The sequence below is a fragment of the Inconstantimicrobium porci genome (genome assembly GCF_009696465.1).
Classification (GTDB): domain Bacteria; phylum Bacillota; class Clostridia; order Clostridiales; family Clostridiaceae; genus Inconstantimicrobium; species Inconstantimicrobium porci.
The window spans coordinates 59,755-77,965 of record NZ_VULX01000008.1; the positions used below are offsets into that span (position 1 = coordinate 59,755).

The window sequence follows — 18,211 nt, forward strand, 5'->3', positions numbered from 1 at the left end:
ACTATGAAAGTAAGAAAGGCCATTATACCGGCTGCTGGACTTGGAACTAGATTTTTACCAGCAACTAAAGCTCAGCCAAAAGAAATGTTACCAATAGTAGATAAACCAACTATTCAATATATAATAGAGGAAGCAATTCAATCTGGAATAGAAGAAATATTAATAATTACAGGAAGAAATAAAAAGTGTATAGAAGATCATTTTGATAAATCTGTAGAACTTGAAATGGAACTTGAGAAGTCTGGCAAGGAAGAAATGCTTAAGATGGTAAGAGACATATCTGACCTTGTTGACATTCACTACATAAGACAAAAGGAGCCAAAGGGATTAGGTCATGCAATACATTGTGCTAAAACTTTTGTTGGAAATGAACCATTTGCAGTACTTCTTGGAGATGATGTTGTTTATTCAGATGGAAAGCCATGTTTAAAGCAGCTTCTTGACTGCTTTGATGAATACAAGACTTCAGTATTAGGTGTACAGCAGGTTGCACACGAAAATGTATCTAAGTATGGTATAGTTGATGGACTTCATATTGAAGATAGAGTATACAAGGTAAAAAATCTTGTTGAAAAGCCATCAGTAGAAGAAGCACCAAGTAATATTGCAATTCTTGGAAGATATATAATCACACCAACAATTTTTGAAATTCTTGAAGATACTGCGCCAGGTAAAGGCGGGGAAATACAGCTTACAGATGCACTTGAAACATTAATTTCTCAGGAAGCGATGTATGCTTATAATTTTGAAGGAAAGAGATATGATGTTGGAGATAAGCTTGGATTCTTACAGGCTACAGTTGAATATGCGTTAAGAAGACCAGAATTAAGAGATCAGTTTGTTGATTATCTAAAAACTGAACCATGGACTACAATTAAGTAATAAAAAACGGCACTATGCATAAAGCATAGTGCTGTTTTTTTATCTGTAATTTTTCCTGCTTGTTAGTATATCTACAAATAAGGTAACGACTGATACTATGAGAATGAGGTTTATTAAATAGCCTCCAACTTTAAATATAAGGACAATAAGACAAAGGATAATAAGTAATCCAAAGAACCAGTTAAGAAAATTCATAGGTATTCCTCCAACACTAATCTATAATATAAATGTAATATTAGTATTAGCAGAAAAGATAGTTTGATACGTACGATGGTGTTTATGGAATAAAGGACGATATTGAATGAGATAAGAGGTTAACTATATAAAATAAAAAAGGGTGAAAGACATATTCCGAAGCCTCCGCCCTAACACGCTCCAAGTCGTTTCTTCATATGTCTTTCACCCGTTGATGAGTAAAGGATGAAATTGCATTCTACCATTCTTTTACACAAACGTGTAAATCCTTTATCTTCAAGACTTTATGGTATAAAAAACAATATTTTTCAATGCAATTTCCTAGACATTAAAAAGCCTCTACTATTAAATAGTAGAGACTGAAATTTACAAAGAATAATTATCTTTCTCTGTTGAATTTTTGAGCCTTTCTAGCTTTTCTGCATTCTGGGCATCTAACTGGATCATTTTCAAAGCCTTTTTCTTTAAAGAATTCTTGTTCTCCAACAGAAAAAACGAATTCCTTTCCGCAGTCTTTACATACGATAGTCTTATCTTCCATTATAATTGACCTCCTTTAAAATCCTAGGCTTAATTTACAAAAAGAAAACTTTCTCATTCCGAAAATAGATTTTAAAGGAAGGGAAATGATTCCGTAGTAAATTACCTAAATAAAAATTTCTTCATGTTCATTATAGCACAGTCGAAAAGAAAATATCAATAGTTTTGCCAATGTAAATGTTTTATTTCCTGAATAAATTCATTATGGTACAGGATACTATTGGAACAATTAAAAAAAGAATAAGGGCAAAATACTGATATATTTCAAGGTACTGAAAAAGCAATGTTGTATTGTTACTTAAGAAAATTGAAATAAAATAAATCAGAATAGTTAACAGTATAATAAGTCCTTTATTCATTGCGATATTCTTAGGCATTATTGTGTTAATTGATGACACTGTTATTGAATATTTAAGTATATAACCTAGTGTTATTATCATTAGCACTATTTCATCTGCATTTTCTACGATACCTTCGTAATAGACTATCTGCGACTCTATAAATAATGGATAATAAATATTTGCAAATCTTTTTGTTCCGAATATAGAAATTCCACCAATTATAGAAAGCATAAACATTATTCCAATGATAACTGTTGGAAAAAATAATCTTCTTGCTATATTTTTTTCCTTTTTAACTTTGCAGAAAAAAGGAAGAATTACTCCAAAGGAGCTTAATGCTCCAAGCTGAAGACAGAATGATTTGAAAAAACCATTTTTGAAGATCGTAGAAAGTGTAACTGAGTCAATATATGTAATCTTTCTATACTTCTGCAGAAGAATCATTAATACAATATATGCAAAAAGAATCATTGCGGAAAGAACAATCGTAAATACGTTTAAGTTTCCACTTTTAACTGTTGTGACATAAAATCCAAATGCAATAAACAGAAGTAGTATAAACCATGTAGGAGTTTTGACAAATACACTTGTACTTATAGCATTAGCACATACTGCACATCCTCCGCATAATGTTAAAACAAGCATTGTAAAAAAGAATGATAAATATATGGTGCCTAAAAGTTTTCCGAGACTTTTATATATAAAGTCTTTAAATGACATATTACCTGCATTAATAAAGCTCATTCCTATATATAGAAAAGAGCATATAAAAATCACAACACATATTATACTTACAGCCCAGCTGCTTCCAGGATTATATTTCACTAATAATGATGGATATATTAGAAATGAAATAGAGCAGAATCCTATTATAAAAAAAGCTAGATGCTGTATTGTCATAGATGTAGCTTTGTACATTAATTTCACCACCCGTAAAAATTTATATTTATGTCATGAGTATATTATTATCAAAAATAAGAATATTAAACCATATAGGAGAAAATATTATGTTAAGGTGATGAAATATGGAGAATAATTTAAAAACTATAAAAGAAGAACTTAAAGATTGCTTTGATGTTAAATATCGTGATGTTGCAACTAAAATAGGAAAAGCAACAGTTGTCTTTACTGATGAACTATGTTCTACATCTATTATGAGTGAATATATTATAGAACCTCTATCAAGTACAAGAGAAGATATACGTACACCTGAGGATATTATAGAAAAGGCTTTGACAATTAATAATGTAGGATATAGCAAAGATATTAATGATTCAATATATCATGTGCTTTCTGGGGATGTTGTAATATTTATAGAAAATGTAGAAGAAGTAATATTCTGTGAAGCAAAGGGATTTGTTAAGAGAGGGGTTGGGACTCCAGATACAGAATCTGTACTTAAGGGGCCTAGGGAAGGATTTACTGAGACATTTGTAGATAATCTTGCACTTTTAAGGAGAAAAGCGAAGAATGCTAATTTTAAAATAGAAGTGGCTAAGGTAGGAAGCAAGTCCCAGACAAGTGTATGTATGTGTTATATAAAAGATACTGCACCAGAAAGTCTTGTATCAGAAATACGAACAAAGCTTAATAATATGGATTACAGGTTTATTCTTGATTCTAATTATATTGAAACAAAGATCAGAAATAATAATAGCCTTTTTGATACTGTTGGATATACAGAGAAACCTGATGAAGTTATAGCAAAGCTTATGGAAGGCAGAATTGCAATAGTTGTTGATGGAACTCCATCAGTAATAACTGTGCCTTATTTCTTCCTTGAGAATTTTCAGGCTCCTGATGATTATTATCTTAATAGAAGATTTGCGAATTTTAGCAGAATATTAAGATGGGCTGCTTTTTTTCTTGCCATATTTTTGCCTGGACTATATGTGGCTACAGTTACATATCATTTTTCAATAGTACCGTCCTTATTTGTTTTCAGGCTGGCTGTATCAAGAGCAGGAGTGCCATTTCCTACATTTATTGAGGTTATAGTTGTCATGCTGTTTTTTCAACTCATAAAGGAAGCTGGACTTAGGCTTCCGAAGCCAATAGGGACAGCTATGAGTATAGTGTCAGCGCTTATTCTTGGTGATACTGCAGTTAAAGCAGGTATTGCATCAACAATTACGATATTTATTATAGCTATAAGTACATTATGTTATTTTATAATACCTAAGATATATGGAGCTATTTCAATATGGTCAATGTTTATAGTAATTTGTGCAACTGTACTTGGATTCCCGGGATTCTTTCTTGCACAGGCAGCATTTATTGCGCATATAGCATCACTAGAAACAGTTGGATACAGTTATCTTTATCCTATTGGAACTATGGAAAAATATAAATTTAAGGATGTTGTATTAAGAGGAAGGCTTGATAGGATATCTCAAATAATAATTGATGCAAAGGGGAAGGTTAAAGATGAGAAGAAGTAAAAAGTTTATTTTATTAATAGCCGTGATTATTATGTTGAGTTGCAGCTTAACAGGATGTTTTAATTATAGGGATATTAATAAAGTCATTTTTGCAACAACTGTTATATGTGATACTAATGAAAACAATGATATTATTCTTTATTATGAGTGTATGGTACCTTTCAGAAGCTCAGGGGATAGCTCTGAAAAAGGAAAGAGGGAAATATATAAGGGCGTTGGATCTTCTGTGCTTCAGGCTGCTAAGGACATAAATTCAGCCACAAGCTATGAGGTAAACTTTTCACAATGCAGATCATATATATTCTCAGAAAAATTAGCTAGGAAAGGAATTCAACAGTATATAGATGCCTTAAATAGAGAACAGCAGTTTACAATAAGACCATATGTTTTAGTCTTTTTAGGAGACGTAAATGACCTTATAAAAAAAGTAAATGGTGATGAGGAGAACATAGGAACATATGTTAATGAACTTGTTAATAAAACTAAGTATAGTCCATCAGCAGTAGCTACTACAATAAATCAGTATTTGAGTGAAAGATATATGGATTACGATTCAACTGTTATGGGAGCACTCTCTATTAAGCAGGATGGAGATACTCCAAGACTTTTATTAAATAAAGCAGGAGTTTTTAGAAGAGATGCACTTATTGATATACTTGATGAAATGGATACAATAAGCTATAAGGCGTTAAATGATGACATTAATACAGGAGTGATTCAAGTAAATCATCCTCTAAATAAGGAGCATAAGATAACACTTCAGATAATAGAATCAAAGACTGATAGTAATATTAATTATAATGACGGAATTACTCTTGAAAAGAATATGTGGATTAAATGCAATATAGGAGAAGTGGAGGGTAAGTTAGCTATAGATGATGAAGTGCTTAAGCAGATTGAAAAAAATTGCGAAGAGGAACTGAGTACAGGAATTGAGAGAACTTATAATAAATATAAAAAGAAAAAGATAGATATATTTAACATAAATAAAAATATAAGAAGTAATTTTAAAGAAAAAAATACTAGTGTTAATCCAATAGTCAATACAAAGCTTAAAGTTAATTTGAAAATGAAAATAATAGGAAGTGGAACAATTGAAAAATCTTATTGAAACCTATTAGACATGTAAGTTATTATTGTTAATAAAAATATAATAGTGTTATAATTTAGTATGTACGAGTATTTATAAATAAACAATTAGGGATATAGGGAGTTATGTTATGGAAGATTATAAGCTGTTGTATGAAAACTTATTAGCTGATTATAATAGATATCAGTCTAATGCAGAAATGAAAATACAAGAACTTAGCAAAAAAAACATTAACATGGAAAACAAGCTAAATAGTATCAGTAATATAGTGGAAATAGGGAAATATATTAATTCGAGTATATCAAATGAGGATTTTATTCTAAAAATAAATGATTTAATTGTTGGTATATTGGGGTCAGCCTATTCTGCAATCTACCTTGTTGAAAATTATAATAATAGTGTTGCCAATATAAGAAGTCTTAAGCAAAGCAAGTATGTTAAGTATTTTCAAAATAATCAGGAGTTTAGATTAAATAGTGCGACTAACTTGAATGATGTTGAAAGCAAGGAAGAAATACATTCAGCTATAGGTGCGCCTATTATAATTAGGGGTAAGATGATAGGTTATATAGTAGCTGAGCATACGCATATTAATTTCTTTACAGATGAACATATGAAACTATTGAGATCTATTACTACTCAGGTTGCAATAGCTTTTGAAAATTATAATTTATATAAGAAAGTTGAAGAACTTGCGATAGAAGATCCACTTCTTACTATATATAATAGAAGATTCTTTTATAATGAAGTTGAAAGAAAAATTAGGATGGATAAGAGTAAAAGGTTTGCGATAGTAATGCTTGACATAGATAATTTTAAGAAAGTAAATGATACATATGGACATCAATTTGGTGATAATGTGCTAATTTTCTTTGCTGATAAAATAAAGGAGCATCTTAATAGGGGAGATGTGCTTGCAAGATATGGTGGCGAAGAAATTATTATGTACATTAATGATGCACATGATGCAGAATTGGTATATAATCGTATGGAGAAGATGAGACAGGATATTGTCAATGATTATATGAATATACATGGGATTACAGCTAGTATTGGAATTAGTTTTTATCCTGATAATGGAGATAAGCTTGATGATGTTATTGCTGTTTCTGATAAAATGCTTTATAGAGCAAAAGAAATAAGAAAAAATATTGTAGTAAGCTCCATGAAACAGTAAAATTATATTTAATGAGATAGAGGAGTTTGGAGGAAGAATACATGGAAAATGTTTTAGATGAGTTATTAGAACGTGGATATATTAAACAATTCACACATGAACAAGAGACTAGGGAACTATTAGGAAAGGAAAAGGTTACTTTTTATATAGGTTTTGATCCTACAGCTGATTCTCTTCATGTAGGACATTTTATAGCTATGATGTTTATGGCACATATGCAGAAAGCAGGACATAGACCAATAGCTTTAGTAGGTGGCGGAACTGCTATGGTTGGAGACCCAAGTGGTAAAACTGATATGAGAAAAATGCTTACAAGAGAACAGATTGATCATAATGTATCATGTATCAAGAAGCAGATGGAAAGATTCATAGACTTTTCAGATGGCAAGGCTCTTCTTGTAAATAATGCTGACTGGCTTCTAAACCTTAATTACATAGATTTCTTAAGAGATGTTGGAACACATTTCTCAGTAAATAAAATGCTTACAGCTGAATGCTTTAAAAAGAGACTTGAAAAAGGATTAAGCTTCCTTGAATTCAACTATATGCTTATGCAGGGATATGATTTCTATCATTTAAATCAGGAGTATGGCTGTAAAATGGAACTTGGCGGTGATGATCAGTGGTCAAACATGATTGCTGGAGTTGAACTTGTTAGAAGAAAAGCTCAAGGACAAGCAATGGCTATGACTTGTACATTATTAACAAACAGCCAAGGCCAGAAAATGGGTAAAACTGTTGGAGGAGCATTATGGCTTGATCCTAATAAGACATCACCATTTGAATTTTACCAATATTGGAGAAACGTTGACGATGCAGACGTTGAGAAATGTCTTGCGCTTCTTACATTCCTTCCAATGGATGAAGTCAGAAGACTTGGCAGCTTAGAAGGAGCTAAGATAAACGAGGCAAAAGCAGTTCTTGCTTATGAGGTAACAAAACTTGTACATGGTGAAGAAGAAGCAGAAAAGGCTAAAAAGGCTGCAGAAGCACTATTTGCAGGTGGTGCTGATATGAGTAATGTACCTACAACAGAAATAACTGCTGATATGCTTAATAAGAGCATAGCTGATGTTTTAGCTGAAACAAAGATAATGGCATCAAAGGCTGAAGCTAAGAGATTAATTATGCAAGGTGGATTATCATTGAATGGAAACAAGGTTACTGATTTCAAACGTGAACTTGTAGAAGCAGATTTTGAAGATGGGTCAGCGTTAGTTAAAAGAGGAAAGAAAAACTACAATAAGTTAGTATTGAATAAATAATTTATAAAAAATATTTATAAATAAGGGGTATTACTTTTGTACAGATAGATATAGAAAGTAATAACCCTTAATTTGTTAAAGGAAAAATTAGAAAATACGATAATTAATGAAAAAGATATTATTCGTATATGAATTTAATGAAGAGGTAGTGAGTTATGCCGTCAATTGTAAATATCAATAAAAATTATGAAGTAAAGAATAATAATACATCTACTCAGCTTAGCTTTGATGTTGGTGAAAGGTTTTCTGGTAGGATAGTTTCTGCTGATACTAAGACTAATATAGTTCAAGTAAGACTTCCTGATGGATGGCAATTTGAAGCTTCAATAGATAAAAATTTTTCAGAACTTCCTGAAGGTGTTGCAAAGTTTGAGGTCAAAGGATTTGAAGGCGGAAAATTAAAAATCAAGCTTGTAGGCAGAAGAACTGATAACGAAGCTTCTGATGATGCACTGAGAAATTTTGCGGCTAGCGAAGGATTTTCTGATGATGATCTTGAGATTATCAAGAAGATGATTGGAAATAAGATGGATATTTTTAAAGATAATATTTTAAAGGCTAAAAGTCTATTAAATTTTAAAGCTGATTTAAATACAGATGGCAGACAGGAAGCAGATTTTATTAATAAGTTCATTGAGTCAAGAGGAATTGATGTCAATTCTGAAGAAGCTGGAGATATAAAAAAGGTATTATCTAAATTTTTTTCACAGTTTAAGACAATGTCAGATGATGACGTGCTTTTATTCATGAAGTGTAATATAGACTTAAATACAGAAAACATAAAAGCATTTAAAGAAATGTTAGGTGCTGATAATAGGTTATATAATTTAATAAAGGATATGAAAGTGCAAATTGATAGTGTGCTTTCAGAGGAGAATATAAGCAGTACTAATATGTTCAATAATCCAGAAGTTAACCCAAAGAATTCTTTTGTAGATGATATTAATAAGGATGTAGAAAGTAGAAAAACAAGTATAGATGATACTAACAAAAGTACAACTCAGGGTGTTACTAAAAAGGAAAATTTCAACATAGCAAAATCTCTTATTTCTCAGATGTATAATTCTAATAAAAGTACCCAAGTAAGTGTATTGAATCTGCTGAAGGCTATGACAGGTAAAAGTAATGATGTATTGAAATATGTTTTAAGTAATACTCTTGAAAATTATAATCTTGAGAATGGTCAAAAAATGAGTAGTGAGTTTGTAGAAAAAATTCTTAATAATATATCTGAAGATGACATATTACTAGAGTTTACAAAGAATGCTGCAGTAGAGAAGAATAGTATTGAAGATATAAGTAAGAATGCTGTTAGTAAATCAATTAGTGACATATTTGGAGTGAAGATTGAAGTCTCTGATGAGCAGTATAAGAATATTAAGAATTCAATAAAGTTTTTAATGAATGAAAAGTATATTGATACGAATACAGATGTATTTACAAAAGAAAATGTAATGGATGATGTATCTAAAGGTATAATTAGACCTGATAATGACGGTATGGAAGCAGATACTAAACCACATATTAATAATAATTTTAATGATACTAAGAAGCTTGTTAAGGATGCAATAAAAGTAAGAACAAATGAGATAAAGGATATTATAAAGGATATTATAAAGAAGGCTGGTATTGAGAATGATGTTGTCAGCAAAAGGGTTCTAGATATAGTGAAAAATTCAATATCAGAATTTAAAGTGTTTAATTCGATAAGTAATGAATATTACTATATGGATATTCCACTCAAGATGAGGGAACAGGAGTACCCATGTAAGCTTATTATTAAAGATGACAGAAAGCATGGTAAACAGCTTGATTCTACAAATTTAAAATTTGTTGTTACTGTGAAGACAGTATCGCTGGGTACTATAGACAGTTATGTTAAGGTAAAAAACAAGAATATAGATATAGAGTTTAAAAGTGACAAAAATGCAGTAAAAGTTTTATATGCAGGAAGGCACAAATTAATGGATAAGCTTTTTGATTTGGGATATACTTCAAATATAGTAGTAACTAAGAAGGAAGAAGAAGTTACACTTATTAACTGTGATAAATTTTTTAATGAGAATGGTAAAATTCAAGCTCTTGACAGAATGGTTTAATAGTACTGAAAAGGGGGAAAAAAATGAATCAAAGAAAAAAAGCTGCGGCATTAAAATATGAGCAGAATTTTGAGGCTCCTGTAGTTACTGCAGCTGGGATGGGAAAAGTTGCTGAAAGAATAATTGAAAAAGCACAGGAAAATGATGTTCCAATAGTGTATAATAAAGAATTGACAGATTTATTATGTAATGTGGATGTAGGAGATAATATACCTACAGATGTATATGAAGCAGTAGCATATATTATAGCCTATGTTACTGATATTGATAATCTGAACAAATAATAATTATAGGAAAGGCGAAGTGAAATATGGCATTATATGCAATATCAGATCTTCATCTTGCTTTTAATAGCGACAAACCAATGGGGATTTTTGGAGAGCATTGGTTTAAGCATGATGATAAGATAAAGAACAATTGGTTAGCTAAGATTACAGATGATGATACTGTACTTATTGCAGGAGATATATCATGGTCTATGAAACAGGATGAAAGCAGGGTTGATTTAGATTGGATAGATTCTCTTCCGGGACGTAAGATTATAAGTAAAGGAAATCATGATTATTGGTGGACCAGTATATCAAAGTTAAATAAAATGTATGAGAATACTAATTTTATACAGAATAACTATTTCACATATGGAGATTATGCAATCTGTGGAACGCGTGGATGGATATGTGAAGGAACTAAGGGGTTTTCTGAACAGGATGAAAAGATATATAAAAGAGAACAGATAAGACTTGAGTTATCACTTAAAACTGCTAAAGATGCAGGATATAATAAATTTATATGTATGATTCATTATCCACCGATGAATGATAAGTTTGACGAATCAGGTTTTATTAAGATTTTAAAAAAATACAATGTGGAAAAAGTTGTATATGGCCATATACATGGACCTGGACTTAGTAAAGTATTTAATGGTACAAAAGATGGCATAGAGTATATAATGACGTCATGTGATTATATTGATTTTGATCCTGTTCAAATAATGTAACCTAGAAAAAACACAATCTTTAGTGATTGTGTTTTTTCATTTTAGTTATTTATTTAATTTTGAATCAAGATTATTGATTGTATTGTTTAAATCATCAATATTATCATTGTTTGTAGCAGCAGCTTTTTTTACCGAAGATATAACATCTGAATTACTATTTAAAGTTTTTGAGAAGTTATCTATTTCAGATATTAAGCTCTTTCTTACAGAGTCTGAGTTAACTAAATCATTAATGCAAAGGTTGATTTCATCAACAGCACTGTGGATTGAACCTTTGATTCCATCGAAAGTAGTTTTTGTTTCATTTATAGCATCATGCTGTGAAGTAATAGCTGAAGTACCAGAGTTCATTGCATTAGATGCATTTAATATGTCAACTTTTATCTCTTCAAGTATTTTTGTTATGCTCTGTACAGCCTGCTTAGAGTTTTCAGCAAGTTTTCTAACTTCACCTGCAACTACGCTGAAGCCTTTTCCTGCTTCTCCAGCTCTGGCAGCTTCTATATCTGCATTAAGTGCAAGTAAATGTGTCTGTGAAGCTATTTGGCTTATAGAATCTGTTATTGAGTTTACAGATTCTAGTTTTGATACTAGTTCATTGACTGTTGAAGATGAAACTGTAAAAGCTTCCTGGAGATTGCTTAATGAAGTATCAAGAGATTTGATTGTGTTAATTCCATTATCAGCAATTTTATCAGTATCAAGTACTTTTTGATGAACATTAGTAATATTGATAGCTAATGATTCCATGTCTGAGTCAAAGGTTTTTAATGTTTTATCAGAATCGTTAATTTTCCTTGTAAAGTTATCATATAAATCAGCCATAGATGATATGGCATTATTATTTGAATTTATAGAATCAGCTAATGAATCATAAACTGTATGTAATTCTGCAACAGATGATTTAATATCATCAACATTAACAGTATTGAAAGCTACTTCTTTATCAATTGTAACTGCTGCATCATTTACAGCTTCTTTATTTTTATTTTTTCTTGAAAATAGTGACATAATAATACCCCCTAAAGTAATCATAAATTGTTACATCATTTTTTTACATAACTCCCTCATGTCACGAGCTTTATCTTTAATCTTTTGACTGGCAACTGAACTTGTCACTACACTGCCTAGCCATCTTGAGCCATTTTCATAGCTTCCTGTTCTCCTATATAACTCTCCAATAAGATACATTAAAGAATATCTATCAAGCCCATAAATAGGGCATGGTTCTTCTTCATATGCACGAAGGAATCCTTCAAGAGCTTTTTTTAAAAATTCTTTTTCATTTGTATTATCATCTAGAATCCTGTACATCCAGGCAAGTTTCAGGCAAATCATTGCCTTCTGGCTATCTCTTGCTTCCTGTACAATAGCGTTTAGTAACGCAAGCTTATATCTTTCTATAGCAATTTCTTCGTCATAGAGACTTGGATAATTACGGCCTTTCCACTGAGTGCTTATTTTGTTTCTAATAAACTCTAGCTGAAATGAACGTATCTTTGGAAAATCTACCTTCATTGCTGAGTATCCGCATACAGGGCATACCCAAACATCATAAAAATACGGATTTATAACATAATATCTTATGAAAAAATCTGAATCTTTTGATTCGATTCTTGGTGCAGAAACTTTAACTGTACGTGCAGTAAAATCATGAGAACACACTGGACAGTGCACCTTCTTATCATAAAGAAGAGTATTTATATCAATCTCTTTTTTGGGTGGATTTGTATTTTTTAAATGTCTTTTTGGTTTATCTTTCTCTGTATATATTTTTAAATCGTCTACTTTATCAAATCCTAAAGACTTAAGATTTGAAAAAATACTGTTCATCTAATGAAACTCCTCCTATTACTGCAATTATACAGTATTTCTTTTTTTATTATAAAATTATTAAAGACATTATTTTCTATTCGAGCACATTTTTATAATAGTATATTTTCTATAATAGTATATTTTCTATAATATGTGCAAGTATTCAAACAATACTTTTTCTGTTATAATCAGATATAGTGTTTTTAATTTTAAAAAGTATGGTGATATTATGGTTATAGAATGGAAATCTTTTTTGACTCCATATGAACAGGCTGTTGAAGAACTTAAAGTTAAACTTAAGAGTATTAGAAAAGAATATAGAAGAAGAAACGAGTATTCACCTATAGAATTTGTTACAGGACGTGTGAAAGAAGTTTCAAGTATGCTTGAAAAAGCAAATAAATTTGGAATTCCGCTTAACAGACTTGGCGAAGAACTTGAAGACATAGCTGGAATAAGAATAATGTGTCAGTTTGTGGATGATATAGATACAGTTGTAGAGATTCTTAGAAAAAGAACAGATATGAAGATTCTTTACGAAAAAGATTATGTTACAAATGGAAAGCCAAGCGGTTATAGAAGCTATCATATGATAATAAAATATCCTGTTAATATGGCAGAAGGTCAGAAAGAGATACTGGCTGAGTTCCAGATCAGAACATTAGCTATGAATTTTTGGGCAACTATAGAACATTCACTTAATTATAAATACAAGCAGGAGATTCCTGTTGAAATAAAGAATAAATTAAAAAGTGCAGCAGATGCTGCTTTTAAACTTGATGAAGGTATGCTTGAAATTAAAGATGAAATTAAGGATGCACAGAAACTTTTTGAAGTTAAATCTGATGTGATTTCAACAATAATGAATAATATCCTGACACTAAGTTCACTTGGAAAAGTAGCTGAAGCATCAAGATACCAGATAATGCTTAATAACCTTATTACAGAAGGAGAAGTATGGGAGTTCAACAACCTGCTACATTCTATTAAGAAAGACATAGCAAAGTATAATTAGTGTATCAAAAAGTCAATAATCATGAATCGGTGATCAATTGAGGATTGAATTCCCTTTGAGGGGAATTCCTAAAAGAGAGCATATCTCTCTTTAAAACTTTTTGAGAATGATTATGATAATATCAAGAGATAATATGCCTGACTTTATGTCAGGCTTTTTTTCTGCAATAAAAGAAAAGCTCTGCTTATTGCAGAGCTTCTCATGATTTCTCTGAGCGAAGTCGAAGAGAAATTTCCTAAATTATAAATTATACATTTTAAATTCTACATTAATTAGTGGCATCCATGACAAGAACCACATCCACCTTCCTGTTCTATAACAGGTCTTAAAGAAAGTCCTCTTCCTTCATTTTCTTCGCTAGATAGTATGATAAATCCACCGAATTCATCTGCTAAAGATTTTTCAGCTATAAAAGTTATTCCGTTCACAATATCTGTATAATCTGCATCTGTTGCTTTATCAACTGTTATGTTGAATGCAGGACCGCTACATCCAAATCCAGCAAGGTTTATTCTGATGTTAAAATCTTCTATATTATTTTCCTTAAGAAAATCTTTTAATTCGGTACAAGCTTCTAAGCTTATGTTCATAAGTTTCATTTTCAATACCTACCTTTTTTATATTTTATGATAGTTAATAAATAATTTAGCAACTATTCTATATCTTTATGTATGTTTTTGATTATAGACCAGTTTATGAGCAAGTGCAATAATAATTACTAATTGTATATTGGAAAATAATGTAAAAAGTGATAAAATATCTTTATATTATGTTTTGGAGGTTTGAATATGAGGGTCAACTTTACAAAAAAACAATTTAAAAATCTAATATATTTATGTGCTTTAGGGGCGCAAATTATACAAAATTCAGAAGAAGAAATAAATAATAAAGAAAAAATTGAGGTTCTTGAATATATATTATCATACTATAAGGATGATGTAGAACTAGATCTTAGCAACACAAAGAATCTTGAGGATGTAGTAGAAAAAATAATTGGAAGTTCAAGTGCACTTGAAGAATGCATAGATAATTATAATGAAAATACATTCTGGAGTATTTTATCTGCAAAGATGGCTTCTAGAGATATAATGGATGAACTTGATAACTGCATTGAAGAAGGGAAGAATTATGCAGAGTATATAGATAAACGAAAGAAGCTACAAAGAAGGTATTTAAGAGAATTTAAGAGGGGAAATTATGAAAATGATAATCTTCCTTATTAAGATTATCTGGATTTGTTCTTTAGTAATCCTGGTTTTGCAAGATATATGTAGAGAGGAATTAGAGATAGTTGTAAGTAGGGGGAATATGACTTACAACACTTTTTCTTTATAAATCTTAATAATACCTTAATATATTATTAAATTATATAGTGTTGCCAATAATAATTTGATATATGTATGGTATAATTGTCTGTGGTTTTTAAATAAAGAATAAGTGAGGCGGTTAATATATGAATCAGGGATTCAGCAAGTTTGTTAATTATGCATTAAGGGTGATTTTTTCAATCATTGCAGTAGGTGTTGTGGGAATGCTGGGCATGTATATGTTCTTTCAGAATTCTATAGTTAATATACCTCTTATTGCAGTGTATGTATGCTTTACATTGTTATTTATTTATGCATTAAGAAAGAAAATAGACTGTAAAATCATTTTAGGAGTTATAATTGCTGGAGGATTTTTATTAAGAATTATGTGGTGCTTCAGTATCAAAAATTATCCTGCATCTGATTATAAGACTATATATGATAGTGCACAGCTTTTTCTGCAGGGAAACAAATCAATGTTCTTTGGAACAAGCTATTTTGCCAGATTTCCACATCTTATTATTTTTGTAATGTATGTAGCATCAGTTATTAAAATGTTTGGGTCACAGTCACTAATAGTTTTAAAACTTATTAATGTTATATTTTCAACTATTTCAATATATATGATTTATCTCATAGCAGAAGAAATCTTTAAAGATAAAAAGAAAAGCATGGTAACAGTATTTATTGCAGCTTTATTTCCAGCTTCAATTATCTATACAGCAGTGTATTGCACTGAAAATATTGCAATACTGTTCTATTTAATCAGTGTATATATTTTTGTATTAGTTATGAATAATAAGAAGAATGATAAATATCTTATTCTTTCTGGATTAATGCTGCTTATTGGACATTTATTCAGAATGGCAGCGCAGGTTGTAATATGCGCATATATTCTTTATATCTTGATTTACTTCAGGAAAAAAGTTAAAGAAAAAGCGAAATGTATCGTTTATGTAACAGCTTCATTTATTATTCCACTGATAATTGTAGGAAATGTGCTTGTTTATACAGGCATTACAGATACAAAGATATGGAGCGGTAAGGAGCCGGCTATAACTTCTGTTCTTAAAGGAAGTAATTTGAAGTCAGCAGGTAAATGGAATGAAGAGGATGCAAAGTTTATTGAGAATAATCTCGGCGATACTGAAAAATTAAAAAGCAGAAGTAAAGAGATTATTATTGAGAGATATACATCAGCATCACCTTTTGAAATTACTAAGTTTATAGTTACTAAAGTTGTCAGCCAGTGGTTTCAAGGCGATTTTGGCGGATCATATTGGGCACAGCTTGATACAAAGAACGACGATATGATTATAGATATGGTTAATAAAGGCGCTGTATGGAATCAAGTATTCTATCTTGTTATATTTGGAATGACACTTATTGGCTTGTTTAGAAGCAGGGAATATTTAAGCAATAAGATTATTAATCTTCTGTATATTATTTTCTGTGGGTATGGACTTTTATTTTTAATTATTGAATCACAGGCCAGATATGGATTTATTGTTTCATGGCTGTTTGTTCTGCTGCCAGCCACATTTATGAAAAACAATAAGCAGCCATTATTGTAAGATTTACTTTAAGTTTAGGACTTAGAGCTGTTAAGCCTGGGATTGAATCACATTGCTTGTGAGTTGTATTTAAATTGTAATGATATATTAAGAAAAAGATAATATTATATAATTGAGGAGAAGAAAATATGGATGAAAAAGCGGGACAAGGGTTTAGTAAGTTTGTGTTATATGCCTTAAGAGGTATTTTTATAGTTATTGCGGTGACGGCTGTTGGAAGGCTGGGTTTTTATTATAAGTGTCAGAAATTTGGAATATCATTAATACCAATACTTTTGTATGTTGCAGCTGTAGCAGCAATGATATATGCATTAAAGAAAAATATTAATAAAAGAGTAATCTTAATTTCAATAGTAGTAGTCGGATTTATATTGAGACTTATTTGGTGCTGGAGTGTTAAAAGCATACCAGTTTCAGATTTTAATACAGCTTTTAGATCTGCACAGGAATTATTAAACTATAATATTTATATATTTAATTGCTAAAGAGATATTTAAGGATGAGAAAAAGAGTCTTGTTGCAGCTTTTATTATGACCCTTTTTCCAGCATCAATAATATATACTGCAGTTTATTCTACAGAAACAATTGCAATAGCATTTTTTCTTGCTAGTTTATATTATTTTATTCTTGTAATGAATAAGAAGAAGAGGGATACATATCTTCTGTTATCAGGAGTATTACTTCTTGTAGGACATTTATTCAGGATGGTTGCACAGGTAATTATAGTAGCTTATATAATGTATATCTTTATCTATATGAGAAAACAATATAAAAATAAGTTTAAAAGAACAGCTTATATACTAATATCATTTTTTATTCCTTTTATAATAATTGGCTATACTGTGATAGGAGCAGGTATTACTGATACAAAACTTTGGAGTCCAAAAGAAACACCATTAACTTCTGTATTAAAGGGAAGTAATATTAATGCAGGAGGAAGATGGAATGAAGAAGATGCAAAGTTTGTGGAGGAAAATGTAAGTAGGACAGAATATTTAAATAATGAATGTAAAAACAGAATTATCGAAAGATATACATCAGCATCACCTTCAACACTTGGGTGCTTCTTTGTAAAGAAGCTTGTATGCCAGTGGTGGCAGGGAGATTTTGCAGGAGCATTCTGGGCTGAATCAGGACTTACAAGTGAAAACATCAGGATTGATGTATTGAATAAGGGAGCTGTATGGTTTCAGCTGTATTATACTATTATATTTATTATGGCAGTTGTTGGGTTATTCAAGAAAAGAGAATATATTGAGAACAAGATAGCTAATATAATGAGCATTATATTCTGTGGATATGGTATTTTGTTCTTAATATTAGAAACACAGGAGAGATATGGATTTATAATTTCGTGGATATTTGTTTTAATGGCAGCAGCGGCTATTAAGCCTGGAAAAGAAAACGAGATGTATGTATAATTGTAGAGTAGTATTACAACTATAAAATATATTTGTGCATAACCTAAGGAG

General features: G+C 30.6%; 18 protein-coding genes. 13 read left to right on the plus strand and 5 right to left on the minus strand.

The genetic code is table 11. The features are described 5' to 3' along the window. Positions 1–3 precede the first annotated feature (3 nt). Positions 4–882, plus strand: coding sequence for a UTP--glucose-1-phosphate uridylyltransferase GalU (gene galU, locus FYJ33_RS07325; RefSeq protein ID WP_154531091.1), 879 nt, complete (start codon positions 4–6; stop codon positions 880–882). Positions 883–1,456: 574 nt separating this feature from the next. On the opposite strand, the gene FYJ33_RS07330 is transcribed toward galU, so the two are convergent. Next, complete coding sequence (locus tag FYJ33_RS07330; RefSeq protein ID WP_154531092.1) at positions 1,457–1,618, minus strand: zinc-ribbon domain-containing protein; 162 nt, start codon at positions 1,616–1,618, stop codon at positions 1,457–1,459. Positions 1,619–1,799: 181 nt separating this feature from the next. Then, the gene (locus FYJ33_RS07335; protein WP_154531093.1) at positions 1,800–2,876 is read right to left on the minus strand and encodes a GerAB/ArcD/ProY family transporter; all 1,077 of its coding nucleotides are present in this window, start codon (positions 2,874–2,876) and stop codon (positions 1,800–1,802) included. A gap of 107 nt (positions 2,877–2,983) precedes the next feature. Here FYJ33_RS07335 and FYJ33_RS07340 point away from each other — a divergent pair, with 107 nt between their 5' ends. From FYJ33_RS07340 to FYJ33_RS07370, 7 genes are all read left to right on the plus strand, one after another. Further along, entirely contained in the window at positions 2,984–4,399 is a 1,416-nt protein-coding gene (locus tag FYJ33_RS07340) for a spore germination protein (RefSeq protein ID WP_154531094.1), read from the plus strand. Further along, the gene (locus tag FYJ33_RS07345; RefSeq protein ID WP_206046640.1) at positions 4,386–5,510 is read left to right on the plus strand and encodes a Ger(x)C family spore germination protein; all 1,125 of its coding nucleotides are present in this window, start codon (positions 4,386–4,388) and stop codon (positions 5,508–5,510) included. The genes FYJ33_RS07340 and FYJ33_RS07345 overlap by 14 nt, the downstream gene beginning before the upstream one ends. Positions 5,511–5,619: 109 nt before the next feature. Next, the gene (locus FYJ33_RS07350; protein ID WP_154531096.1) at positions 5,620–6,666 is read left to right on the plus strand and encodes a sensor domain-containing diguanylate cyclase; all 1,047 of its coding nucleotides are present in this window, start codon (positions 5,620–5,622) and stop codon (positions 6,664–6,666) included. A gap of 41 nt (positions 6,667–6,707) precedes the next feature. Continuing rightward, on the plus strand, positions 6,708–7,931 hold the full coding sequence (gene tyrS / locus FYJ33_RS07355) for a tyrosine--tRNA ligase (protein ID WP_154531097.1): 1,224 nt from the start codon (positions 6,708–6,710) through the stop codon (positions 7,929–7,931). 155 nt (positions 7,932–8,086) lie between these two features. Further along, positions 8,087–10,030: a hypothetical protein gene (locus tag FYJ33_RS07360; RefSeq protein ID WP_154531098.1), complete on the plus strand. Its 1,944-nt coding sequence runs from the start codon at positions 8,087–8,089 to the stop codon at positions 10,028–10,030. A 23-nt stretch (positions 10,031–10,053) separates the two neighbouring features. Continuing rightward, a complete protein-coding gene (locus FYJ33_RS07365; RefSeq protein WP_154531099.1) occupies positions 10,054–10,314 on the plus strand; it encodes an EscU/YscU/HrcU family type III secretion system export apparatus switch protein in 261 nt (86 codons plus the stop codon). A 26-nt stretch (positions 10,315–10,340) separates the two neighbouring features. Further along, positions 10,341–11,027: a metallophosphoesterase gene (locus FYJ33_RS07370; RefSeq protein WP_154531100.1), complete on the plus strand. Its 687-nt coding sequence runs from the start codon at positions 10,341–10,343 to the stop codon at positions 11,025–11,027. A gap of 45 nt (positions 11,028–11,072) precedes the next feature. Here the strand turns inward: FYJ33_RS07370 and FYJ33_RS07375 are convergent, their stop codons facing one another. Both FYJ33_RS07375 and FYJ33_RS07380 read right to left on the minus strand, forming a co-directional pair. Next, on the minus strand, positions 11,073–12,038 hold the full coding sequence (locus FYJ33_RS07375; protein WP_154531101.1) for a methyl-accepting chemotaxis protein: 966 nt from the start codon (positions 12,036–12,038) through the stop codon (positions 11,073–11,075). Between the two features lie 30 nt (positions 12,039–12,068). Then, positions 12,069–12,860, minus strand: a complete 792-nt coding sequence (locus tag FYJ33_RS07380; protein ID WP_154531102.1) for a DUF2225 domain-containing protein — start codon at positions 12,858–12,860, stop codon at positions 12,069–12,071. A gap of 211 nt (positions 12,861–13,071) precedes the next feature. Between FYJ33_RS07380 and FYJ33_RS07385 the strand changes: the two genes are divergently transcribed. Next, a complete protein-coding gene (locus FYJ33_RS07385) occupies positions 13,072–13,857 on the plus strand; it encodes a GTP pyrophosphokinase (protein WP_154531152.1) in 786 nt (261 codons plus the stop codon). 272 nt (positions 13,858–14,129) lie between these two features. Here FYJ33_RS07385 and FYJ33_RS07390 read toward each other — a convergent pair whose 3' ends face one another. Continuing rightward, positions 14,130–14,456: a HesB-like protein gene (locus tag FYJ33_RS07390; protein ID WP_154531103.1), complete on the minus strand. Its 327-nt coding sequence runs from the start codon at positions 14,454–14,456 to the stop codon at positions 14,130–14,132. A gap of 189 nt (positions 14,457–14,645) precedes the next feature. On the opposite strand from FYJ33_RS07390, the gene FYJ33_RS07395 reads away from it, so the two are divergent. The 4 genes from FYJ33_RS07395 to FYJ33_RS07410 all read left to right on the plus strand — a co-directional run bounded on the left by FYJ33_RS07395 (position 14,646) and on the right by FYJ33_RS07410 (position 18,160). Further along, the gene (locus FYJ33_RS07395) at positions 14,646–15,080 is read left to right on the plus strand and encodes a hypothetical protein (protein ID WP_154531104.1); all 435 of its coding nucleotides are present in this window, start codon (positions 14,646–14,648) and stop codon (positions 15,078–15,080) included. Positions 15,081–15,310: 230 nt separating this feature from the next. Then, positions 15,311–16,738 carry a glycosyltransferase family 39 protein gene (locus FYJ33_RS07400; RefSeq protein WP_154531105.1) on the plus strand — a complete coding sequence of 476 codons (1,428 nt, stop codon included), beginning with the start codon at positions 15,311–15,313 and terminating at the stop codon, positions 16,736–16,738. A 128-nt stretch (positions 16,739–16,866) separates the two neighbouring features. Continuing rightward, entirely contained in the window at positions 16,867–17,223 is a 357-nt protein-coding gene (locus FYJ33_RS07405) for a hypothetical protein (protein WP_154531106.1), read from the plus strand. 4 nt (positions 17,224–17,227) lie between these two features. After that, positions 17,228–18,160, plus strand: coding sequence for a glycosyltransferase family 39 protein (locus tag FYJ33_RS07410; RefSeq protein WP_328598664.1), 933 nt, complete (start codon positions 17,228–17,230; stop codon positions 18,158–18,160). Positions 18,161–18,211: the final 51 nt, after the last annotated feature.